Genomic DNA, 23,763 nt, shown 5'->3' with positions numbered 1-23,763 from the left:
AATAAAATCGAAAATGTAATTTATTCGATTGGTTATTTTTTCTGTGAATAATAAGATAGATTGGCTCAAAATTTAATTTTCTATAAAGCTTAAAAGTACTATTTTTTTAGATCAAACCTTCATCCGCAAAAGAGTAATATTCTTTTTGTGTTACAATGATGTGATCAATTACTTGAATGTCTAATAAAGTAGCGCCTTCTTTTATTTTTTTTGTAATATTAATATCCGCTTCACTTGGTTTTAAATTACCAGAAGGATGATTGTGTGACAAGATAATAGCAGTCGCCATTAACTCTAAACTTCGTTTGAAAATAACGCGAACATCAACAGAAGTTTGAGTGATTCCACCACGTGAAATTTGCTCTGTTTTGATAATTTTATTTCCTTGATTGAGAAACATTACCCAAAATTCTTCATTTGGTAAATCACCGATTTGTTGTTGTAAAATGATTGCAGCTTCGCGACTTGATGCGATTTTTTTACGCTCTAAAATTTCTTGTGAATTTCTTCTTCGTCCAATTTCTAACGCTGTGATGATTGAAATTGCTTTTGCTTCGCCAACACCTTTAAATTTTGATAAATCTTGAATTGTAAATTTGGCTAATTCGTTCCAGTTATTATTCGCAGAATTTAAGATGCGTTTGGCTAACTCCACAGCCGATTCATCACGATTTCCACTTCCCATTATGATGGCTAATAATTCTGCGTCAGAAAGTGATGAACGTCCTTTTAGTGCTAATTTTTCACGTGGGCGATCATCTTCATTCCAGTTTTTGATGGAGTTTTTACTCTCTAAGTAATCCGTCATCATTTTTTCCTATTCGTTCAAAATATTTGTTAAAACCATCATGAGATTCTTCGCTAATGATTAGTTTATCGCTTAATAAATTATAACTCATTTCAGCTCTTGTATTTGAGTTTAGAAAAATCATTTCACGATCATTTATACTATGTATGCTTTTTCCTTTGCCTATTGTATAGCTATTTCTAGAAATTTCTTTACCGTTAATCATCAAAATCATTTCGGTAGGTGTAAATTCTATTAATTGTACTTGTCCCATTGGTGGATTCTGTTCTTTTCCTGTAATTCCTCCAGATAATTTAACTAATTTCCATCGTCCAACTAAAGTTTTATTCTGCTGCTTGTTTTCCGTGTCTTTATCTGTTGTTGATTTTACGCTTTTACAGTTGGTAAATAATATAATACTTGTAAATAATATGTAGCAAATATTTTTTTTCATTGTGGCTTTTAGAATTTGTTTTAAAGATAATAAAAAAGCTCGAACAAAATGTTCGAGCTTGGTATTCAATAAGATATATTTTTTTATTTATTTGCTTTTACCCATGCATCTTTTAGGGTAACAGTTCTATTAAAAACTAATTTTTCTGTTGTAGAATCTTTGTCCAAAGCAAAATAACCAATGCGTTGAAATTGAAATTTATCTTCTACTTTCGCTTCTTTTAGCGCTGGCTCTGCAAAACCATTTTTAACAGTTAAAGAATCTTTATTTACAAATTGTAAAAAGTCAACATCTTTCTCTGCATCTGGAGATTCTACTGTAAATAAACGATCATATTCGCGAACTTCTACAGGAATATTTTCTGTTGCAGAAACCCAATGTAATGTTCCTTTTACTTTACGCTTAGAAGCTTCTGTTCCGCTTCCAGACTTTGTTTCAGGATCATAAGTAGCATAAATTGTTGTAATATTTCCTTCAGCATCTTTTTCTACACGTTCTGCTTTTATAAAATATGCACCTTTCAAACGAACTTCATTTCCTAATGATAATCGGAAGAATTTTTTAGGCGCTTCTTCCATGAAATCTTCACGCTCGATATAAATTTCACGTGTAAATGGAACAATTCGAGTACCAGCTGTTTCGTCTTCTGGATTATTTTCGATTTCTAGTTCTTCAACTTGATTATCTGGATAATTCTCAATAATTACTTTTACAGGATCAATAACGGCAAAAACACGTGGTGCAATTTTGTTTAAATGATCACGAACAGAGAATTCTAACAAAGAAATATCCAATACGTTATCACGTTTTGCAATACCAGCAACATTCCAGAAATTTTTGATAGATTCTGCTGTATATCCGCGACGGCGTAAACCAGAAATGGTTGGCATACGTGGATCATCCCATCCTGTAACAATACCTTCTTGTACCAATTTCATCAATTTACGTTTACTTGTAATCATGTATGATACATTACCACGAGCAAATTCACGTTGTTTTGGTTTTTGATCTTGTCCGTCTAAGGATACATTATTTACGTACCATTCGTACAAATCACGGTGATTTTTGAATTCTAATGAACATAAAGAATGTGAAATACCTTCTATATAATCTGATTCTCCATGTGTCCAGTCGTACATCGGATACATTTTCCATGTATCACCAGTTCTGTGATGTGGACGCTTCAAGATGCGATACATAACAGGGTCGCGCATGTTCATGTTAGGAGAAGTCATGTCAATTTTTGCACGTAAAACATGTGTTCCTTCTTCAAATTCTCCAGCTTTCATACGTTCGAAGATTTCTAAATTTTCTTCAACAGAACGATTTCTGAAAGGAGAGTCAATTCCTGGTTCAAAAGGAGTTTTACGTTGTTCATTTATTACTTCAGAAGATTGATCATCAATATATGCTTTTCCTTCTTTGATTAATAGTACAGCCCAATCGTAAAGCTGCTGGAAATAATCAGAAGCATAACGTTCTTCCGTCCATTCAAAACCTAACCATTTCACATCTTCGCGAATAGAATCTACGAATTCTTGCTCTTCTTTGTCAGGATTTGTGTCGTCAAAACGTAAGTTTACAGGCGCGTTGTATTTCTGTCCTAAACCGAAGTTTAAGCAGATTGCTTTTGCGTGCCCGATGTGCAAATAACCATTTGGTTCTGGAGGGAAACGAAAACGTAAGTTTTCTTTTGGCATCCCGTTCGCTAAATCATCTTCAATGATTTGCTCGATAAAATTCAATGATTTTTTTTCTTCTTCCATTTTTAATTACGATTGAGTTTGCAAAGGTACAAAATTGACAATAAAAAAGTTATTGAAAATTTAATAGAGAAGAAGATTTAGTTTTTTTATTTTGAAAATTTATATAATTTAAAGTGAATTATTTACAAAAATCTTTATAAAAATTAAATTCGGTAAGAGTTTGGTCATATTTAATGGCCTTTTTGAAATCTTTACATAAACTTCGAGGATCATTACTTAGTAACATTTTTGACATTCCTATCATTGAATATGATTTTGACAAATCAGAATAATTATATTTAATAGATTTTTCAAAATCGTTAATAGCTTTTTTATATTTTTTCCATGAGAAATATAATCTACCCCTTCTAAAATAAGCATCAGGATTCTTATCGTTACTATTTAAAATCTGATTAAATATACTTTCCGCTTTTTCAAAATTATTTTCTTTAAAATGTGCTTCAGTACCATTCTCTAAATTAATAGAATCATTATTTATTTTGATTTCTTGAGAATAAGATAAGATTGAAATTAGTAAGCAAAATATAATTTTCATTGTTAATATCTTTATGTATAAAAATAAACAAAAAAATTAAATTGTCACTTAGAGTTAATAGCTATCCCAAATAAATCTCCAATAATCCGTCTGGTATGTTAATTAACATCGCTTTTTCTTCGCGGTTAACTTCCAAAATCCATTCGTCAATCATCGGAATTAAGATTTGTTTTCCTTGTGCTTCAACTTCAAAATAAGCTTGTGCAGCAGAATCATTAACAGAATTTATTACACCAACTTCGGTATTTGATTGATCATAAATCGTAAATCCAATAACTTCGTGATAGTAAAATGCTGTTCCAGTAAGTTCTGGTAATGTTTTTAGGGGTAAATAAAGTTCGCGATTAACTAAACGATCTACGTCTTCGTTGTCAACATCTTCAAACTTTACTAATAATTTTGTGCCTTGATAAGGCTGTGCAGTTTCGAAAAAAAATGGAACCAGTGTACCATCTTGCTCGATGAACACTGCTTCCAAAGTATTGTATAATTCTGGTTCGTCTGTATCCAAGTGAATGATTAAATTACCTTTGAAACCATGTCTCTTAGTAACTTTACCTAAATAGTAGCAATCATTTTTTGTCATTGGATTCTTTCTGAACTTAAAAATTATTCTTCTGTAGCAACTTCTTCAGTTGTACCTTCTGTTTCTTCAACAGTAGTTTCTTCAGCTTGTGCAGCAGCTTCAACTTCTTGAGCAGCTTTTACACGTGCAGCGTTAACAGCTTTTTCAGCTTCTAATGCAGCAGCTTTATCAGCAGCAGCGTTTGAAGTTAAACCGTCTTTTTTAGCTTGAATTTTAGCATCTTTAGCTTCTAACCAAGCAGCGTAACGTTTGTCAGCTTCTTCTTGAGTAAATGCTCCTTTTGCAACACCTCCTAATAAGTGTTTCTTCATGAAAGCACCTTTGTAAGATAATAAAGCTTTAGCCGTATCTGTAGGTTGTGCTCCTTTTAATAACCATTCAACAGAAGAATCAACATTTAATTCGATTGTTGCAGGATTAGTAATTGGGTTGTAAGTACCTAATTTTTCGATGAAACGACCATCACGTCTTGCTCTTGAGTCAGCAACTACGATGTGAAAGAATGGTTTTCCTTTACGACCATGTCTTTGTAATCTAATTTTTGTAGCCATAGTATAACTAATTAATTATGGGAACTCGTCCCGTTTTACAATTTGAGGTGCAAAGATACATATTTTTATTCAAAAAAATATTTTTAAATTATTATTCAACAATTTATTCAGTAGAATTGATTTTCTAATGTATTTTTAGACATAATTTTTAGAATAAAATGGACAAACAAGAAATACTTACTTTAACACAGGCATACATCAAAAAAACATTTTTAGACGAAGGAACTGGTCACGATTACTTTCATATAGAGCGTGTTGTGGTTAATGCGAAAAAAATTTTAGAAACTGAAAATGCAGATTCTTTTTTGGTAGAATTAGCTGCTTGGACGCATGATATTGGCGATTATAAATTGCATGATGGTGTGGATAAATCAGAAGAATTAATTACAGCGTTTTTACAATCAATCCAGGTTGAAAATGATACAATTAATAAAGTTTTAGAAATTGTTTCACAAGTTTCATTTAGCAAAGGAAATACGCCAACAACTATAGAAGCTAAAATTGTGCAAGACGCCGACCGTTTAGATGCAATTGGTGCTGTTGGTATCGCGCGTTGTTTTGCTTATGGTGGTAGTGTAGGAAATATTTTGTACAATCCATATGACAATTCTAAAGACGCATCGAGTGTACAACATTTTTATGATAAATTATTCAAATTAAAAGATTTGATGAATACCGAAACAGCAAAACAAATTGCAGAAAGTAGAAATAAATATATGGAAAATTTTATCGAAGAATTTTATAGTGAAGTGAGATAAAATTGTAACTTTTCTTAAATTATACCGTCTATAACCAAACTATTAACTATGAAATTTTTTTTTACATTTTTTATTATTCTTATAATATCATCTTGTGTTTCTGTTGAGAAGTATAATGCACATATAGATAAAGCTATTTCTGTAGACGATTTACGAAAAGATGTAGACGTTGCAAAAAAGCAATTGTTGACAAAACATGTTAATATAGACATGTATCACTCAAAAAAGATTATTACAAATAGATTAGATAGTTTTAGTAAATCACTTCAAAACCCAATGAAACCGAACGATTTTCAACGAGAATTATCTAAAGTTGTTTCAAGTTTTGGACATGGACATACAGTTGTTTTTGCGCTGAGTAAACGCCCGACGAAAGAAGAGAAGAAAAAATACAAAAACTCAAAAGGACTTCTAAATCTAATAGAATTAAAATCATTTGATAATCATTTATATTTAAATAGAAATTATTCAAAAGACACGACATTAGTTGTTAATACAGAAGTTTTAGCAATTAATGGAGTTTCGTTTAACGATTTTTATAAACAGTATCAAGATTATAGAAAAGGTGATGGATATATTTCGACTGGAGATAAATACATGTATGCTGGTGGTTATTTACGTTTTCTTAATAATCAGATTGGACTTGTAGATTCTGTCGATATTACTTTCACAAAAAATAACACTGTTTTTACTCAAACTATGAAAAGAGAATTTTCTAAGAAAAAAGACAAAAAATCGATTAAAAGTGTAAAAAATGATTCAATTCCAGAAAAAAAGGTAGAAAAAGTTGCTAAAATAAAATTATCTAAAGAAGATAAAAAACGCAAAAAAGAGTTAGAAAAACATAAATCTGATATCAAAAAATATTTTGTTTATAATAAAAGTAAAAATGATTATCAGCGCGAATTAATTTTCCCAAATAAAGAAGATTCTACAACTGTTATTTTAAATATCAAGTCGTTTTCAATCAGTCATGGTAAAGAAGCTTATCCATTTGTATTTGATTCAATTCAAAAATTGAATGTTAAAAATCTAATTCTTGATATTCGTAATAATGGTGGCGGCTATGCGAAAGATATTAATTATTTATACTCTTTTTTGACTTCAAGAGAAGGAAAACAAACCGTTATGGCAGATGAAATGAAAATAAATTCGAGATTTTCTTTAGTAAAAAATTATTTTAATCAATTTGGTATAGTAGGAAATACAATTACGTTACCATATTCACTTTATACGTATACTAAAACTTTATTGAAAACACATAAAGCGGAAGATGGTTATTTTTATAGATCGACGAATAAAAAGGATTATATCGAACAGCCAAATAAGTATAAAGGTAATTTATATGTCCTAACAAATGGTTCATCTTATTCGGCAACAAGTGTCATTTCTTCTGCTTTGCAAAACGAAGGAAAAGCAATTTTTGTTGGTGAAGAAACAGGTGGTGATTATAATGGAACCGTCGCAGGAAGTATGAAAATTTATGAATTAAAAAATTCAAAATTAAAGTTATTATATGGTTTGATTGATTTTAAACCAAACACTTCACGTGAATTAATAGGACGTGGAGTTATGCCTAATATTCCAATTAGTATGACTTTTGACGATATTTTGAATAAAAAAGATCCACAATTAGACTGGATTTTGAATGATATAAAATCAAAAAAATAAATGAAAATAAAATCAATTCTTTTTTTATTTGTGATCGGATTAATATGTAGTTGTACCTCTGTAAAGCAGTACAATGCACATGTTGATAAAGTTATTGCTGTATCAGATTTAAAGAAAGATGTTGATTTTACGTATAAAAAATTGAAACGTTATCATCCGAAATTAGATTTATATACATCCCAAAAAGAAATAGATTTTAAATTTGATAGTTTCAAAAAAACAATTGATAAACCACTTAAACCGAATGATTTTTATATTAAATTTTTTCCGATTTTCAGAAGTTTAAAACATGGACATACTGATGTTTATCCGTTAAATAAACGATTAGAAAAAAAACAAAAAAAGAAGTACGAAGAATCTAAATCTGCTTTTAATAATTATATTTTTTTTTGGCAAAATGATTCAGTTTTTTTAGTCAAAGATTATTCAAAAACAAATCCAATCGTTTCAGGTTCAGCATTGTTGGCTATAGATAATTATTCTACGAAAGAGCTTTACAATAAGTACAAACAAAGTATTTATGGCGATGGCAACAATAATACGTTTTCAGACAATTATTTTAACCGTACTTTTCTTAATTTCATAACGTTAGATGAAGGTGTTAAAGATTCTGTAGAGCTTACCTTTTTGATGGGGAATAATATTGTTCGCAAAAAATCATACCGTACATTTCCTAAAATTAAGACATCACAACAAGATAAAAAAGATACTGTTTTAACAAAAGTTGTAAAGCAAGAACAACGTAAAATTCGTCTAAAACAGAAGCGTTATGGCTATAGTCGTTCATCAAAATCATATTCTAAAGATTTAAGTTTTCCTACAAATGACAGCACAATTGCTGTTCTCAGAATAAATGATTTCCGAAAAGGTAAAACGAAAGAGCTACATAAAGAAATCTTTTCTGACATAAAAAATCATCACGTAGACAATCTTATTTTAGACATTAGAAATAATGGTGGTGGTTATATAAAAGATGCGCATTACTTATATAGTTATTTGGTTGAAGATTCGAAACCTTTTTTAGGTAAAAAAATTGTCGCGAATAAAACCTCTTTTGGTAAATCGTTGTACAATCTTTTCCCAATTCCTACATATCCTTTATTATGGCTGGGTTCTGGTTATACTTTTTTCTCAACTTCAAAAATGGATAACGAAGAATATGAGTTAAAAATGCCATTTTCTTTTGTCAAAATCGATGAAAATTTAGTCTACAAAGGCAACTTATATGTGTTGATAAACGGAGGTTCTTATTCTGCTTCAAGCCTTATTGCGTCCAATTTACAAATAAAAAATAGAGCATATTTTGTTGGAGAGGAAACGGGCGGAGATTTCAATGGAACAGTTGCTGGATTGATGCCTAAGTTTAAAATGCCACATACAAAGCTCCATTTTTCGGTAGGTACTGTCTATCTTTCTCCAATAGAAATGCGCGAAGAAAAGGGGCGAGGAGTGTATCCTAATAAAGAAATTAAGCAAAATTTAACCACTAAAATAAAGAATTTTGATCCCGAATTAAGTTGGATTTTGAAAGATATTTCCAATGCAAACGAGCAATACAATAAAATTTTAGAGAAATAAAATTATTTGGGCGTTCGGGCGGGCTATCCATTACAATCTTTTTTGTAGACACTGTGTCTACAAAAAAGGATTTTCACTCCTATCCCTAACGCTTTTTGATGTTTGTTATAATAGGATTTTCTCTTAGCATTCTGAGTCTTTCGAAGAATAGTTTACATTTCGACAAGCTCAATGTGACAGCATCTTTTCATAACTTTATGTAATTCTTAAATAAATTCAATAAAAAATATTCGATTGTCATTCTGAGCTTGTCGAAGAAGAATATTTCAATAAAAAAATAAAGTTTATTTCTTCAAACTTTGTTTAATTTTTTTATAATTTTTTGATCGAATAATTTTACCCGAATCAGTAATTAACATAGCGCCATAATCAGGATTTTTATGAATTAATTCTAATCCTTTTTCTTTACCTAAAACCATTATAGACGTGCTATAGCCGTTACACATTTCAGCATCCGGACCAATTACAGTAACGCTTGTTAAGCCAGTTACGGGATAACCAGTTTTCGGATTGATGATGTGTGAATATCGTTTACCGTCAATTAATATAAATTTTTCGTAATCTCCAGAAGTTGTAACGGCGCCATTTTTCATCGTTAAAATATCAGCCGTTTTATAACGTTTAAACGGGTTGATTATACCAATTTTCCAAAGAGAATTATCAGGCTGATTTCCCCAAGTTGTCATATCGCCCGAAGCATCTATAATTCCAGCTTCTATACCCAAATTTTGCATGAAATTTCTGGTTTTTTGAGCAGCATATCCTTTTCCAATTGATCCAAAACCAATTTTCATTCCAGAGAGTTTCAAGAAAATAGTTGAGTTTTTTTCATCTAAAACAATGTTTTTATAACCAATTTTAGCAATTGCTTTATTGATTTCTTCTTGTGTCGGAAGAATTTCTATAGAGCCATCAAATTTCCAGATTTTGTCCATTGCAGCAAAGCTAATATCGAATCCTCCATTTGTGATTTCAGAGAAATAAATTGCTCTTTTTGTCAACTCAAAAACTTCTTTATCAACTTTAATTGGTTTAATTCCTGCATTTTGATTGACTTGTGAAACCTGTGAATCTGGTTTCCAATCAGAGATTAGTTTTTCGATTCGTATAATTTCATCAATTGCTTTATTGATATTTTTTTCCGTAGAAATAGAATCTTTATCAACAAGCGTAATTTTGAATTTACTTCCCATCAAAATTGTATCTCTAACTCCAACCGTTTGAGCATTAGCGTAAATCAGAGCTACAAATACTATAAAAGGGAGTATTTTTTTTAGAATTTCCAAATTATCACATTTTCAAATTAATGAATTATCCTAATAACAATCTGTTAATAATTGACCATTCGTTTTGAATTCATCAAAGGATTTATTTAGATGTTCTTGACAAATTATTTCCAAAATTTTTTCTACATCATGTTGCATTGCCAAAGCGCCACAAATCATAATTGTTCCTCCGTTTTGTAATGTTTCAACAAATAAATTTGCATCTTTTTTGACTAAATCCATCACATATTCAGAATTTTCTTCTCTCGAAAAAGCAATATTGAATTTTGATAAATGATTTCGTTCAATTTGCTTTTCAGTAAATTCAGCATAAGATTTTGTCGTGTCATTATTATGCCTAAATCCGCAATATAAGTGCGTTTCAATCTTTTTAGAGTTCTCATCAATCATTCCTAAAAATGGCGCAATTCCTGTTCCGTTCGCAATCATCACAACCTTTTTTGACTTTTTAGGAAAATGAAAGGTCGAATTATGAACAATTTTTGCTTTTAAAGTCGAATTAATTGACAAATTATTTAAGAATTGAGAACCTAAACCAAACTCATGTAACTTAACAATTAACTGAATTTTGTTGTCAACTTTACCAATAGAATAAAGTCTTTCTCGGTGATCATTTTCTGGATAAACAGCGATTAAATCTCCTGATTGGAACTTTTGATTTGTTGAAATTTTTAAAGAAAAAGTTTTATCATTTTCTTTAAGATTAGTTTTTTCAACAACTTTTAAATTTTTTAGTTTTGGCGTTTTTTCTGAATATAAAGCAGACGTTGTCGCAAGTTTTATTTCAGATTTTTCGTTAAATGAGTTAACCCAATCTGTGAAATCCTCTGGCGATCTATCATTAACAGTTTTGATTTCTACCAAACGATTTGTCCAATTTTGGTTCGCTAAAATTTCATCAATTCTAATAGCAAAGGCGCAATAATCCTCGTAAGCTTTAGATCCAAAACCAATTACAGAATAATTTATAGTTTGTTCTTGAGGTATTTTATTGATTAATTTCTCGAAATTTTTTGCATTTGTAGGCGCATCACCCAAACCATAAGTTGAAGTGAAAATGATGAGTTTTTTTGCTTTCGGAAAAGTTTTATATTGATTAAGTTCTGTCAAAAATGATTTTTCTCCAGCATCTAAAAATTGTTGATGAATTTTATTAGCAAACGTAAGCGTAGAGCCATTTTCGGAACCAACTAAAATAATTGTTTCAGCATCTTCAGCTTTATATTTATTCTTAATTTTTGTTGCTTTTCGTTTTAATGTAATTGCAAATCCTGAATAAATAAAAAACAAAATATTAAGGGACGCAATTCCCAAAATAACTGCCCAAAGCATATTTGTACGCCCAGTGTGTAGATTTAAACTAAGATTTTCGAGAACTTTTGAAGTTGGATAAATGGTTTCATTTTCTACTTTTCCTGTCAATTGATTTACAGTTAATTCGCGGTCTTTTAGTTTTATTTTATAAAATTCTTCTGGATCTTCAGAATCAAATGGAAATTCTATTTTATCAACATCAGCCAATAATGTTGATTTGAAAATTGGAAAATCTTTTAGTTCAATTTGTTTTGAATTTTCGTTTGCAGAAGATGAAATTTCTTGAGCTTCAATTTCTTTATTCGGAATTATTTCAAAACGAATCATAAATAGATATGTTCCAGTTAATGAAATAATTAATATTGGAATTAATAAAATTCTTCCTGTTACAACATGAAAATATTGTGCAAAATAATCTTTATTAATCTTAGCAAAAAAATGACGAATTCCTTGTTGTCTTTTTATGATTAATATTGTTCCAGAAACTGAAATCAATAATAGTAAAAAAGATATTATTCCGACAATAAAACGACCTGTTTCGTGTAAAAATAATGAACGGTGAAGCGAGGTAATCCACTGAATAAATTCACTTTTTTCTTTTGGAGTTCCTAATGCTTTTCCTGTTATTGGATTTACAAATTGTTTAAAATCATTTCCGTCTGCATCAAAGCCTTCTAATGTTACAAATTGATTGTGATTAACACTTAATTCAACCAATTCTGGATAAATTTTTCTAAGTTCGGGCAATGATTGAGCTAAAGTTATTGCATCAAAATTGTCTACTTTATAAGGTTGAGTTTTTTCTACAACTGGGTCAATAGCCAAAATGACTCCTGTAATAGAAGCCATTGTGAGAAATAGAAATGAAATTATTGCTAATGCTAAATGCGCATAGCGCCAAACCGATAAGGTCATGATTATAATTTAGTTCTTATTGTGCTTTATTTAATTTTACGTAACGGATATAACCAGTACCTTCAACTTTTTGAGTAATACCAGCAGTTGTAAGAGGAATTTCGATGTCGTTTACATGATATTGTCCATCTTCTACAGCCGATTCGAAACGTAATTTGTAACCTTTGTTCATTTTAGTTGCATCTATAGCAAAAGTTGTGATGCTACGATCACCAGCAGCTACAGAAGCACCAGTGATTCCATTCAATTTTTCTTTTTTCTTTTTATTGAATTTATCCCATTGTTTGAAACCGTTATACCATTGTTTGTCTGGTCCCATCATGTACAATGTTTTTTCGTAATTACCTTTTGGGTCTATAAGAGAAACCACTACATAGGCTTCTAAACCTTTGTAATTTGTCATTTGTAACATGCATTTATATTTTACACTTTGTGCAGATGCAGTAAGTGCTAATCCGAACATGAAAAGCGCGGTAAATGTTATTTTAAAAAAAGATTTCATTTTGTATAAATATAGATTTTATATCGTTTTTTTTATTTTAAAAAATCGATTGATATTTTGTTTTCTTTTAATGATTCATTTTCAGAAGCTAAATCATAAGCTGTTTCATCAAACTCAGTTTTTGCTTTTTTATTAGCACCTAAACTTACCAAATGTTTTAAGATTACATCATCTTTAGCCATCAAAGCAGCTTTGTGCAAAGCAGTTGTTCCTTCTGAATTGGCAGCATTAACATCAATTTTTAAACCATTTAATAAGTTAAATAAATTAATATCATTTTTGCTTACAGCAACACTATACAATGAACTTCCGTCTGGTTGTGGTGTAGCAAAATTGAATCCATTTTTAGTTAGTATATCTAACTTTTGTTTAAACTCTTCATTTTTTTCACCTGGACGAGGCGTTTTATACGACTGAACTAAATAGTAACCCAAATTTCCTTCTTTCGTTTTGATGTCTGTTTTTGCACCATTTTCTATTAAAAAAGAAATAATTTCTGGCGAACCATTATGAACAGCCATCATCAAAGCCGTTTCTCCTTTAGAGTTTGCTGCATTTATATTTTTAACCTTTGGAAGAGTTAACTGTACTGCATCTAAATTTTTAGAACCAGAAGCATTCATAAATGCATTATTTCCGTCTTTATCCGTTGCATTTACATCAACTCCTTTTGCAATAAAATAGTTGATATTTTCTGTTTGATCTTTTTTCTTAACAAGATTATGTAAAACATTTTCGCCGTTTTCACCAACCGAATTTGCTTTCAATTTTAAATCTTCTACCAAATATTTATAGGTTGACAAACCATTTGTAGTAGAACGTGTACCCTGAGAAGCAATGATTAATGCATTACCAGTAGGTTTAATACTTTTTTCAATTATTTTTTTCAGGAATTCAACGTTTCCGTTACGAGCAGCGTAATCAAAAGCTGTTTTTCCTAATTCATCAGTATCTTTTAATGATAAACCTTTTGTTGTTAAATAATCAGTTAATTTAAACTCTGTATCATTCGGAATTGCTAAAAGTAAAATAGTAGCACCGTTTGTATATTTTTGTTTTGGATTGATTCCTGCCTTAAAAAAAGCTTCATAAACTGCTGGATTTATTTGTCCGTTACTTGCAGCAAAAGCTAATGGTGTAGCGCCTTTGTCATCTGTTCTATCAATTTCGGTACCTTTTGAAATTAAATAATTTATCAATTCTACATTTCCTCTACTCGCAGCCCAATGGATATACAAACGCCCGTCATGAGTTAGTTTGTCAACACTGTTTCCTGGTTGATCGATCAAATATTTTATCGTTTCCAAAGGAGCTTCATTGTTAATTGCCATACTCACAATATCATGATTTCCACCATTTGCTTGTGCAGGATTATTTCCTTTTGACACTTCTGCTTTAATAGCCGTAACATCTGGTTTAGATTTCCAGAAATTAGCGTTTAGCATCGAATTATCTTGTGCTTTTAAGAAAGAAGACAATAACAACATTGTAAAAAATATTCTTTTCATATCGAATTGAGTATATAGAATTATTATTTAGACTAAATTTAATTAGTGTTCAAAAGTAGAATTTTTTTATCAAAAAAATGACTTTCTACAGATTTTTTAACCAAAACTGAGAAATTTCATCTTAAAATTGAATAATCATGTAGTTATTAGTATGTTGACAAATTATTTTACGTGGCTTTTTTGGGCGTTCCCTTCGGTCGGGCTTTTCGTTACAATCTTCTCAACTTCGTTTCAAAGGATTTTCACTACAATCCCTAACGCAAAAACATCATTTTATTAATTCAATTTAAATAGCTCGTTTTTTGTATTTTAGCAGAACATAGAAATAATAAAATCCATTGGACTTCCTTATAAAAACTGAACAATTCAAGACGTTTTCCGAATTAAAAACAATAAATAATCCACACTATTCTATTTTAGTTTTAGAAGGAAGAACATCGTTTTCTATTGATACTAATTTGTATGAATGTAGTGGGAAAAACATTATTTTTTTAACACCTTATCAAGTGTTACAATGGCAAAACGCAGAATTTGAATCATTGTATTTATTGCAATTTCATGGAGATTATTATTGTATAGAGTATCATAAAAAGGAAGTGGCTTGTAATGGAATTTTGTTCAATAATATTTATGCAGAACCCTTTGTTCCTGTTTCGGATTCGGTATTTGAAGATATTATTCAAGCAATTTTTAACATCAAAAAGTTAGAAAATACGACCGAAAGTTATAATCAATCAATTATAAAAACCTACTTGCAATTAATTTTAGCATTGTGTAGTAAAGAGAAACAAATTAATTCATTAGAAATAGATGAAATGGATTCTATTTCACCAGAAATTTCTGATTTTAAAGAAGTGCTTGACGCAAATTTTATCCAAAATAAATCAGTTGCTTTTTATGCCGATTATTATGCTTTATCAATTGATGTGTTTAGTAAAAAAATCAAAAAGAAATTTGGGAAAACACCTTCAAAATTAATTCAAGAACGAATGATTCTAGAAGCTAAAAAACGATTACACTTGACGTATAAAAGCATTAAAGAAATTGCCAACGAATTGGGTTTTGATGATGAATTTTATTTTAGCCGTTATTTTAAAAATCATGTTAATGTTTCTCCAAAAGTTTTTCGTGAAAAAGTAGGAATTTCTATTGTGGCAAAATAATCTATGCAATAACCTTTTTTATCCATTCCACAGGCGATTATCTCTTCTTAATTTTGAGAATTATTTAAAAAGATTTAGAATGAATAAAATAATTCAATTTTTCGCAGATTCACAAAAACAATTTATCAATATACTTCGAATTTCAATTTTCATTGTGATGGCTTGGATTGGAGGCTTAAAAGCGTTTCCGTATGAAGCTGATGGAATTGTTGCCTTTGTAAGCAATAGTCCTGTGATGAGTTTTTTCTATAATAATAGTCAAAATACACTGACGAATGAAGAAGGTAAAACGGTAGCAGAGTATACGCAATATAAAAATCCGGAAGGAAAAACAGTTTTGAAGAATATAGAATGGCACAAAAGTAATGGTACTTATATATTTTCTTACGGATTGGGAATTGTAATTGTAGGAATCGGAATTTTAGTTTTATTAGGAATTTGGTTTCCTAAAATTGGATTTTTTGGAGGATTTTTAACATTTGGAATGTCACTTGTAACTCTTTCGTTTTTGATAACAACACCAGAAACTTTTGTACCGAATTTGGGAGGAGATTTTCCGACACCTCATTTTGGATTCCCGTATCTTTCGGCAGCAGGAAGATTGGTTATAAAAGATATAATTATGTTAGCTGGAGGTTTAGTTATCGCATCGGAAAGTGCTAAAACTATTTTAAAACAAAAGACGAATAACTAAAATTATTCGTCTTTTGTGTATTTATTCTTCACGTCTTGGTCCATTTTCTCTCGATTTTAAGACATTTTCTACATCTTCTAATTTAAAGCCTTTCGCTTTTAGCAAGATTAAATAATGATACATCAAATCTGCAGCTTCGCCCAAAAATAAATCGTCATTATTGTCTTTTGCTTCAATCACAATTTCTATGGCTTCTTCGCCAACTTTTTGAGCAATTTTATTAATTCCGCGTTTGTACAATTTATTTGTATACGAATCGGGATCATTATCCAAATCTATTCTATCATGAATTGTTTGCTCCAATTCATAGACAAATCCATGATTAGAAATTTCTGTAAAACATGTTATAGAACCCGTGTGGCAAGTTGGTCCGTAAGGTTTTGCTTTAACCAAAATGGTGTCGCTATCGCAATCTATTGCAATGTTTTTTACTTCTAAAAAATTTCCAGATTCTTCGCCTTTTGTCCATAATCTGTTTTTTGAACGCGAATAAAAAGTTACTTTCCCTAATTCTTGCGTTTTTACAAAAGCTTCTTCGTTCATATAACCTAACATCAAAACCTGATTGTTAAGGTGATTCTGAATGATAACGGGAACTAATCCGTCATCAGATTTATTGAAATCGATTTTCATCGTATCGGAATATTTTGTTGTTTTAAATAATTTTTGAGCGTTGGAATCGGAATTTCCCCAAAGTGAAAAATACTTGCAGCCAATCCGCCACTTGCTTTTGTTTGAGTAAAAACTTCGGTAAAGTCGTCCATTTTTCCAGCTCCTCCAGAAGCGATTACAGGTAAATTTACGCTTTCGGCAACAGCTTTTGTAATATCAATTTTGAAACCAGCTTTTGTTCCATCACCATCCATTGATGTTAATAAAATTTCGCCAGCACCCAATTCTTCTACTTTTTTTACCCAATCTAATGTTTCCCATTCGGTTTCAATTTTTCCACCGCTTACAAAAACTTTATGCGTTCCGTTTACATCTCTTGTGTCAACAGCAACCACCACACATTGCGAGCCAAATTGAGCTGCTAAATCTGTGATTAATTGTGGATTTTTTACAGCAGAAGAATTTACAGAAACTTTGTCTGCACCTGCTTGTATCACTGCTGAAGCGTCTTCTACAGAATTTATTCCGCCACCAACCGTAAATGGAATATTAATCGCCGAAGCAATTTTTTCGACCATTTCTGCTAATGTTTTACGCTTTTCTAAAGTTGCTGTAATATCCAAAAACACCAATTCGTCAGCGCCTTCTTCTACATATTTTTTCGCTAATTCCACTGGATCTCCAGCATCGCGTAATCCTTCGAAATTAATTCCTTTTACCGTTCTTCCATCTTTGATGTCGAGACACGGAATGATTCTTTTTTTTAACAAGTAGTTATGTGTTTATGTTATTCTGTTTTTAAGTAAGAAAGTTATATAGTTGCGTATTAATTATGTTTTTTAGTGTTGAAGTTTAAAGATGATTTAAATGGTAAATAATTATTAACTTAACCACATACCAACCTAACCACTAACTGAATAACTTAGAAAGATCTTTCAACTGAATTCTTCCTTCATAAATCGCTTTTCCAAGAATTGCGCCTTCGCAACCTAATTCTTTCACTTTAATTAAATCATCGATGGAAGAAACGCCACCCGAAGCAATTAATTTAACATCCGCAGCAGCTAAAACTTCTGCATACAATTCGTTCGAAGTTCCTTGTAACATACCATCTTTCGCAATATCTGTACAAATAACATAATCAATTCCTTTGGCTTTATATTCTTTTATAAAATCAATGACGTCCAATTCTGAAGTTTCTAACCAACCGTGAGTTGCAATTTTACGGTCTTTTGCATCAGCACCCAAAATAATTTTTTCACTTCCGTATTGAGAAATCCATTCTTCAAAAATAGTTGGATTTTGTACCGCGATACTTCCACCTGTAATTTGATTTGCACCACATTCAAAAGCAATTCTAATATCATCATCGGCCTTAATTCCACCACCAAAATCAACTTTAAGATTAGTTTTAGAAGTGAGTAATTCTAAGATTTTATAATTGATGATTTGCTTTGATTTCGCTCCATCTAAATCCACCAAATGCAAATATTCGATTCCGTGATCTTCAAATTCTTTTGCAACCTCCAACGGATTTTCGTTGTATATTTTTTTTGTATCGTAATCGCCTTGCGATAATCTGACGCATTTTCCGTCGATAATATCTATTGCTGGGATGATTCTCATTGTTCTTCTGTTTCTAAGTTGATAAGTTTTTAAGTGTTTATGTTAATGAGTATCTATATAACTAAAACACCTAAAAACTTAAGAACTTTATCGCTATTTTAATTCTTTCATTATTTCTTGAACAGCTCTTTCCAGTTGTGGATCTTTATTTTCTAATCGATCCATAAATGTATTTTTAATATAAATATCTGGAGCAACTCCTGTTTTTTCTAAATTCTTCCCATCTAAACTATATGTTCCCCAAGAAGGAAGTCTGTATGATGAGCCATCTACAAGTCCTTTTGCAGATGTGAAAATAATCCAACGGTAAGTTTCTTGTCCTATTATTTTTCCTAATTTTAAAGCTTTAAAACCTTCTGCGGTCATTTCTGCATCACTCAAAGAATATTCGTTAATTAGTAAAACAATTGGCTTTGCGGCTGGTGCAAAATTTGGTTGAACAGTTAATTGACCTTCACGATATTTCCATTTTAGATAAGGTCGTTGCGCCAAAAAGTTCAAGACTTTATCATGAACATTTCCTCCAGTATTAAAGCGTAAATCTAAAATAACTCCATCTTTTTGATGTTCCTGCTCTACCATATCCAATAAAAAAACGTCTAATTCGCTTGTAGACATATTTTTCATGTAGGAATACGCAATTCTATTGTTACTTAACTGATTAACTCGCTGTTTGTTTTCGAAAATCCACTCGTCATACAATAGATTTTTTTGTTCATTATTAGAAATAGGATGAAGTTTTGTTAAGATTGTTTTTCCATCACGGTTAAACTCTACTATTAATTCTTCAACTTTTTTAGGAGTTGTAAAATACAATTCACGATTATTTGATTGATCAATTTTTTGACCATTTACAGAAATCAACTCATCACCAGGTTTTATGTCTATATTTTTTAGAAAAGCAGGAGATTTTCGTGTGATTTTATCAACAATATAAGGTTCGCTATTTTTGAAAATAATTCCAGTTTCGTTCGTGAAATAGTTTAGTAATTTTGTTTCCTCTTTTCCTGTTGATGAAAATCCTAAATGCGAAGAATTTAACTCTCCTAAAAGATCATTTAGTAAAACACGCAAATCATTTCTGCTATTAACATAAGGTAAATAAGTTGCGTATTGTTCTTTTTTCGCTTTCCAATCTATACCATGAAAATTTTCATCATAAAAATTTTCTTCTACTCCAGCCCAAGCTTCATCGTACATTTGATTAAATTCTGAAGCCAAGTTTTTATTGAACGAATATTTTAAATTGATTTTTTCTGGATTTGTAGAATTAACACCAAATTTGTAGATAGAATTATCAATCAAAGCGAAAAGATTTTTCTCATTTTTTAGAATAAAATTAGCGCCTTTATTAAATATTTTATCTGTTTTTTCTTCTTCAAAATCAGCGGTTGTCTTTCTGTATAACTGAAATTTACCATTTTCTTGATTGGTGTTATAGAATAAAAATTGCTTTTTATCATCCTCAAAAACAAAAGGATTGGTTTGATATCCAAAACGATCTGTCACTAACTCGATTCGTTCCAAGAATCCTTCAGGATTAACAGTTAATGCTTTAAAATCGTTCTTTTCTTCTTTTTTCTCTTTCTTCTCAACCTTTTTTTCTTCGACAAATAAATTATCGAATTTCTCTGATTTATAAGCTTGATCGAACCAATCTAAAGAAGCGCGGTAAACACTTGATTCTTGCATTCCCAAAGGATATGAAGGATTTTTTCTATCGCTTGAAAAATAGATGTATTTTCCGTCTGGAGACCAAGTAGGATCTGCTTCGGAAACACCCGTTTTGGTAAGATTTACAGTTTGATTTTTTTTGATATGATGAATAAAAATATCTAATTCGAAATTTCGTTTAGCTGAAAATAAAACATATTCTCCATTGGGAGAAAAAGACGGTTTTGAATTCTGAAATGCCCAAATTTCATCTGTTACAATGGTTGAAGATTTTAATGATTTTAAATCTAATAATCTTACTTCATCACGACCGCTCAAATAAACCGCTTGGGTAAAATCATTATTGAATGTAATGTCGCGGTTATTTTTGGTGTCAGAAGTTAATTGTTCACTTTTTCCTTTTCCATCTGCCGAAATTTTAAACCAGTTTTGATAACCATTATATGTTTGATTATAAACTAAATTTTTATTGTCTTTTAACCATTTTACTTCTAAAACACGCTCGTTTCCATTTGTTATTTGATTAATAAATTTACCTTCATTATCAGAAACAAAAATAATTCCTCGACTAATAAATGCCATTTTTTTACCATCAGGAGAAACATCAAAATAGGAAATTGTATTTTCTATTTCAAAACTTTGTTCTTTTGATAAAATTTTGTTTGTATTTACATTGATTAAAATAGGAGTTGTAGACTTAGTTGTATTATCATAAATAAATAATTGATAATCTTTCTCGAAAATAACTTTAGATCCATCAGCAGAAACAAATGGTTTTTTGATTGAAGTATCGAACTTTGTTAACGCTTCTTTTTTACCATTTTCAATTTTATAAAGATTGTATTCGCCATTGTTTTCATCTGAAATAAAATAGATAGTACCATTTTTATCTACACTTGGACTAAAATCTTTTCCGTTATAATCAGTATATTGTTTAAAGGAATTCGTCTTTGGATTATATGCTAATAAATCTGGATTATTTTCTCCTTTGTAACGTTTTCTTGTCGTTTGTCCAGCACTTTCTGTAGAGTTTGTAAATATAAATTCGCCTGTTGGTGTTTCTACTAAACCATTTGTTGTGTTAAAATAATTTGTAAATAATGGTTGAGAAGTTTTACCATTGATGTCAATTTTAAAACTTCCAAAATTATTGTTTTGATTAGACGTGTAATAAATAGTTTTACTATCCCAACTCCAACTTTCCATTTCATCTTTTGCTTGGTGAAATGTTAATTGTTTAATTTGTCCACCATCAACAGGTAAAAGATAAATATCATAATTACCATATTGATTTGAACTAAACGCAAGCCATTTACCATCTGGAGAAATACGAGGATTTATTTCTTCGCCTTCTAATGCTGTAATACGAGATGCGTTTCCACCAACAGAATTTACTTTCCAAATATCTCCATCGTAGCTAAAATAAGCGATTTTTCCATCAGGACTTAAAGAAGGTGTAGAGGTAAAATATACTTTTTCTTGCGCAGAAAGTTGACAAATTGTAAATGCACTGAGTAGAGTAAAAAATATTTTTTTCATGTGTGAGTATTAGTTTCTATAAACTTAGGAAGTTTTTCAATATTTGTTCGCCAATTCCAGCAGATTTTTCTGGGTGAAATTGTGTTGCGTAAAAGTTGTCTTTATGTAATGCGGCTGAATATTCTAAAATATAATCCGTTTTGGCAATCGTATATTCAGAATTTTCGCAATAAAAACTATGAACATAATAGATGTCCGAATCTTTTTCAGTTTTATTAAATAACGACGTTTTCAAATCGTAAATCGTATTCCAACCCATGTGTGGAACAATCTCCGTTGATGGAAATAATTTCACTTTAACAGGAAAAATTCCTAAACAATCTGTATTTCCTTCTTCCGAATATTGACACATCAATTGTTGTCCTAAACAAATACCTAAAGTTGGTTGTTTTAAGTTTCGGATTACTTCATCTAAACCTTTTTCTTTCAGATAAGCCATTGCAGAACTTGCTTCTCCAACTCCTGGAAAAATTACTTTATCTGCATTTTGTAAGGTTTTAAAATCATCTGTAATTATTGCTTCAAAACCCAAACGAGTTACCGCATTATACACTGATTTCGCATTTCCTGCATTGTATTTTATTATTGCTATCATTATTTTATTTTTTGTGATTAAGTTATGAAGTGTTTATGTTGTTAAGTTTTTAGGCTAAAACATAAACTTAAACACTTTAAAAACTGTCCAACTTAAAAACTACTACAGCATTCCTTTCGTCGACGGTAATATCATTTTTTCTGGATCACGTTTTACGGCAACTTTTATAGCTTTTGCAAATGCTTTGAAAATAGCTTCTATTTTGTGATGCTCATTTGTGCCTTCTGCTTTGATGTTTAAGTTCGCTTTTGCACCATCAGTAAACGATTTGAAGAAATGATAAAACATTTCTGTTGGCATTTGACCAATCATTTCACGCTGAAAATCTGCTTCCCAAACTAACCAATTTCTTCCACCAAAATCAATCGCAGCTTGCGCTAAACAATCGTCCATTGGTAACGTAAATCCGTAACGCTCGATACTCAATTTATTTCCTAAAGCTTGTGCAAAAACTTCACCTAAGGCAATCGCCGTATCTTCTATCGTGTGGTGTTCGTCAACTTCCAAATCACCATCAACTTTTATCACTAAATCCATTTGTCCGTGACGCGCAATTTGATCTAACATATGATCGAAAAAGTGTAAACCTGTAGAGATGTCAGACTTTCCTGTTCCGTCAAGATTTAGGTTGATTTTAATTTTCGTTTCGTTTGTATTTCGAATAATTGAAGCAGTGCGATTTTGCAATTTTAAAAACTCATAAATATCTTTCCAAGAAGTTGTTTTCAAAGCAATCGCATCATTCAAATCTTCGTCATCGGTGATTTCGTTAGCTCCCAAAGATTCATCATTCGCAATAAAAATTCCTTTTGAACCTAAATTTTGAGCTAATTTAACATCGGTAATTCGATCACCAATCACAAAAGAATTGATTAAATCATATTCAGGATTGTTGATATATTTCGTCAATAAAGCAGTTCCAGGTTTACGTGTTGGTGCATTTTCGTGTGCAAATGTTTTGTCGATGTAAATATCTGTGAATTTTACTCCTTCGTTTTCGAAAGCTTTCACCACAAAATTCTGAATCGGCCAGAATAATTCTTCAGGATTTGCAGGTGTTCCCAAACCATCTTGATTGGTCACCATCGCCAATTCGTAATCCAATTCTTTTGCAATTTTACCTAAATAATTAAACGCTTCTGGATAAAATTCTAATTTAGAAAAGCTATCGACTTGGTAATCCGCAGGCTCCAAAATCATGGTTCCGTCGCGGTCTATGAATAGTAGTTTTTTCATAATAAGTTCTTCTGTTTTTATGTGATGAAGTTTTTAAGTTATTTGTTTTTTATATGTTTAATGTAACCTGCAATCATTTTCCCAACCTCTTCACTTTTGCTAATTAATATTTTATATTCATCCTCTGTTATATATTTCAAATCTTTAGAGAGTAAAAAGTAATATTTTAACTCCTCTAATGAGGTGTCTGAAATGTTATAAAAATGGATTTGATGAGTCTTCGTTTGTTTTTTATAACCTTCTACAATATTTGCGGGTACAGAAATTGCACAACGTTTCATTTGATTCGATAATGCAAAAATTTCTGCTTTTGGGTATTTTTCAACCATTTTATATACTTCCAAAACAAGTTGATGTGCTATTTTCCATAAATTTAAATCATAGACTAATCCCATATTTTCTAGGTTTTAAGG

General features: G+C 30.6%; 22 protein-coding genes. 5 read left to right on the top strand and 17 right to left on the bottom strand.

Annotated features, from left to right (window positions below; translation table 11 throughout):
• Positions 1–106 precede the first annotated feature (106 nt).
• The 6 genes from radC to RSC72_RS01330 form a co-directional block, all read right to left on the bottom strand.
• Positions 107–808, bottom strand: a complete 702-nt coding sequence (gene radC, locus RSC72_RS01355) for a RadC family protein (RefSeq protein ID WP_332543463.1) — start codon at positions 806–808, stop codon at positions 107–109.
• Positions 786–1,241, bottom strand: coding sequence for a hypothetical protein (locus RSC72_RS01350; protein ID WP_332543425.1), 456 nt, complete (start codon positions 1,239–1,241; stop codon positions 786–788). Before RSC72_RS01350 ends, radC begins: the two co-directional genes overlap by 23 nt.
• Before the next feature lie 83 nt (positions 1,242–1,324).
• Positions 1,325–3,007, bottom strand: a complete 1,683-nt coding sequence (locus tag RSC72_RS01345) for a glutamine--tRNA ligase/YqeY domain fusion protein (RefSeq protein WP_332543426.1) — start codon at positions 3,005–3,007, stop codon at positions 1,325–1,327.
• 118 nt (positions 3,008–3,125) lie between these two features.
• Complete coding sequence (locus tag RSC72_RS01340; protein WP_332543427.1) at positions 3,126–3,542, bottom strand: tetratricopeptide repeat protein; 417 nt, start codon at positions 3,540–3,542, stop codon at positions 3,126–3,128.
• Between the two features lie 61 nt (positions 3,543–3,603).
• A complete protein-coding gene (rimM, locus tag RSC72_RS01335; protein WP_332543429.1) occupies positions 3,604–4,128 on the bottom strand; it encodes a ribosome maturation factor RimM in 525 nt (174 codons plus the stop codon).
• Positions 4,129–4,151: 23 nt separating this feature from the next.
• On the bottom strand, positions 4,152–4,679 hold the full coding sequence (locus RSC72_RS01330) for a 30S ribosomal protein S16 (RefSeq protein WP_332543430.1): 528 nt from the start codon (positions 4,677–4,679) through the stop codon (positions 4,152–4,154).
• Positions 4,680–4,837: 158 nt separating this feature from the next.
• On the opposite strand from RSC72_RS01330, the gene RSC72_RS01325 reads away from it, so the two are divergent.
• Genes RSC72_RS01325 through RSC72_RS01315 form a run of 3 tightly spaced genes read left to right on the top strand, consistent with a single transcriptional unit; the run spans position 4,838 to position 8,686 of the window.
• The gene (locus tag RSC72_RS01325) at positions 4,838–5,437 is read left to right on the top strand and encodes an HD domain-containing protein (protein WP_332543431.1); all 600 of its coding nucleotides are present in this window, start codon (positions 4,838–4,840) and stop codon (positions 5,435–5,437) included.
• 48 nt (positions 5,438–5,485) lie between these two features.
• Positions 5,486–7,108, top strand: coding sequence for a S41 family peptidase (locus RSC72_RS01320; RefSeq protein ID WP_332543433.1), 1,623 nt, complete (start codon positions 5,486–5,488; stop codon positions 7,106–7,108).
• Positions 7,109–8,686, top strand: a complete 1,578-nt coding sequence (locus RSC72_RS01315; protein ID WP_332543434.1) for a S41 family peptidase — start codon at positions 7,109–7,111, stop codon at positions 8,684–8,686.
• 284 nt (positions 8,687–8,970) lie between these two features.
• Here the strand turns inward: RSC72_RS01315 and RSC72_RS01310 are convergent, their stop codons facing one another.
• Genes RSC72_RS01310 through RSC72_RS01295 form a run of 4 tightly spaced genes read right to left on the bottom strand, consistent with a single transcriptional unit; the run spans position 8,971 to position 14,211 of the window.
• Positions 8,971–9,972 (bottom strand): FAD:protein FMN transferase, encoded by a 1,002-nt coding sequence (locus RSC72_RS01310; protein ID WP_332543435.1) that lies wholly within the window; start codon positions 9,970–9,972, stop codon positions 8,971–8,973.
• A 30-nt stretch (positions 9,973–10,002) separates the two neighbouring features.
• Positions 10,003–12,201 (bottom strand): PepSY domain-containing protein, encoded by a 2,199-nt coding sequence (locus RSC72_RS01305; protein WP_332543437.1) that lies wholly within the window; start codon positions 12,199–12,201, stop codon positions 10,003–10,005.
• Between the two features lie 16 nt (positions 12,202–12,217).
• On the bottom strand, positions 12,218–12,703 hold the full coding sequence (locus RSC72_RS01300; protein ID WP_332543439.1) for a DUF2271 domain-containing protein: 486 nt from the start codon (positions 12,701–12,703) through the stop codon (positions 12,218–12,220).
• Between the two features lie 32 nt (positions 12,704–12,735).
• Entirely contained in the window at positions 12,736–14,211 is a 1,476-nt protein-coding gene (locus RSC72_RS01295; protein ID WP_332543440.1) for an ankyrin repeat domain-containing protein, read from the bottom strand.
• A gap of 338 nt (positions 14,212–14,549) precedes the next feature.
• On the opposite strand from RSC72_RS01295, the gene RSC72_RS01290 reads away from it, so the two are divergent.
• Both RSC72_RS01290 and RSC72_RS01285 read left to right on the top strand, forming a co-directional pair.
• Positions 14,550–15,374, top strand: coding sequence for a helix-turn-helix domain-containing protein (locus RSC72_RS01290; RefSeq protein ID WP_332543442.1), 825 nt, complete (start codon positions 14,550–14,552; stop codon positions 15,372–15,374).
• A gap of 79 nt (positions 15,375–15,453) precedes the next feature.
• Positions 15,454–16,068: a DUF417 family protein gene (locus RSC72_RS01285; RefSeq protein ID WP_332543443.1), complete on the top strand. Its 615-nt coding sequence runs from the start codon at positions 15,454–15,456 to the stop codon at positions 16,066–16,068.
• A gap of 21 nt (positions 16,069–16,089) precedes the next feature.
• Here the strand turns inward: RSC72_RS01285 and hisIE are convergent, their stop codons facing one another.
• From hisIE to RSC72_RS01250, 7 genes are all read right to left on the bottom strand, one after another.
• Positions 16,090–16,701, bottom strand: a complete 612-nt coding sequence (gene hisIE / locus RSC72_RS01280; RefSeq protein ID WP_332543444.1) for a bifunctional phosphoribosyl-AMP cyclohydrolase/phosphoribosyl-ATP diphosphatase HisIE — start codon at positions 16,699–16,701, stop codon at positions 16,090–16,092.
• Positions 16,698–17,450 (bottom strand): imidazole glycerol phosphate synthase subunit HisF, encoded by a 753-nt coding sequence (hisF, locus tag RSC72_RS01275; protein ID WP_332543445.1) that lies wholly within the window; start codon positions 17,448–17,450, stop codon positions 16,698–16,700. Before hisF ends, hisIE begins: the two co-directional genes overlap by 4 nt.
• Positions 17,451–17,589: 139 nt before the next feature.
• Positions 17,590–18,306: a 1-(5-phosphoribosyl)-5-[(5-phosphoribosylamino)methylideneamino]imidazole-4-carboxamide isomerase gene (gene hisA / locus RSC72_RS01270; protein ID WP_332543446.1), complete on the bottom strand. Its 717-nt coding sequence runs from the start codon at positions 18,304–18,306 to the stop codon at positions 17,590–17,592.
• 93 nt (positions 18,307–18,399) lie between these two features.
• Positions 18,400–21,519 carry a S41 family peptidase gene (locus RSC72_RS01265; RefSeq protein WP_332543448.1) on the bottom strand — a complete coding sequence of 1,040 codons (3,120 nt, stop codon included), beginning with the start codon at positions 21,517–21,519 and terminating at the stop codon, positions 18,400–18,402.
• A 16-nt stretch (positions 21,520–21,535) separates the two neighbouring features.
• Entirely contained in the window at positions 21,536–22,114 is a 579-nt protein-coding gene (gene hisH, locus RSC72_RS01260; RefSeq protein ID WP_332543449.1) for an imidazole glycerol phosphate synthase subunit HisH, read from the bottom strand.
• Positions 22,115–22,216: 102 nt separating this feature from the next.
• The gene (hisB, locus tag RSC72_RS01255) at positions 22,217–23,350 is read right to left on the bottom strand and encodes a bifunctional histidinol-phosphatase/imidazoleglycerol-phosphate dehydratase HisB (RefSeq protein WP_332543450.1); all 1,134 of its coding nucleotides are present in this window, start codon (positions 23,348–23,350) and stop codon (positions 22,217–22,219) included.
• 38 nt (positions 23,351–23,388) lie between these two features.
• On the bottom strand, positions 23,389–23,745 hold the full coding sequence (locus RSC72_RS01250) for a four helix bundle protein (RefSeq protein WP_332543451.1): 357 nt from the start codon (positions 23,743–23,745) through the stop codon (positions 23,389–23,391).
• Between the last annotated feature and the right edge of the window lie 18 nt (positions 23,746–23,763).

The sequence above is a fragment of the Algoriella sp. genome (genome assembly GCF_036647415.1).
Lineage (GTDB): Bacteria > Bacteroidota > Bacteroidia > Flavobacteriales > Weeksellaceae > Empedobacter.
The sequence above is the reverse complement of the archived record's forward strand: the minus strand, read 5'-3'. Positions and strand labels throughout refer to the sequence as shown.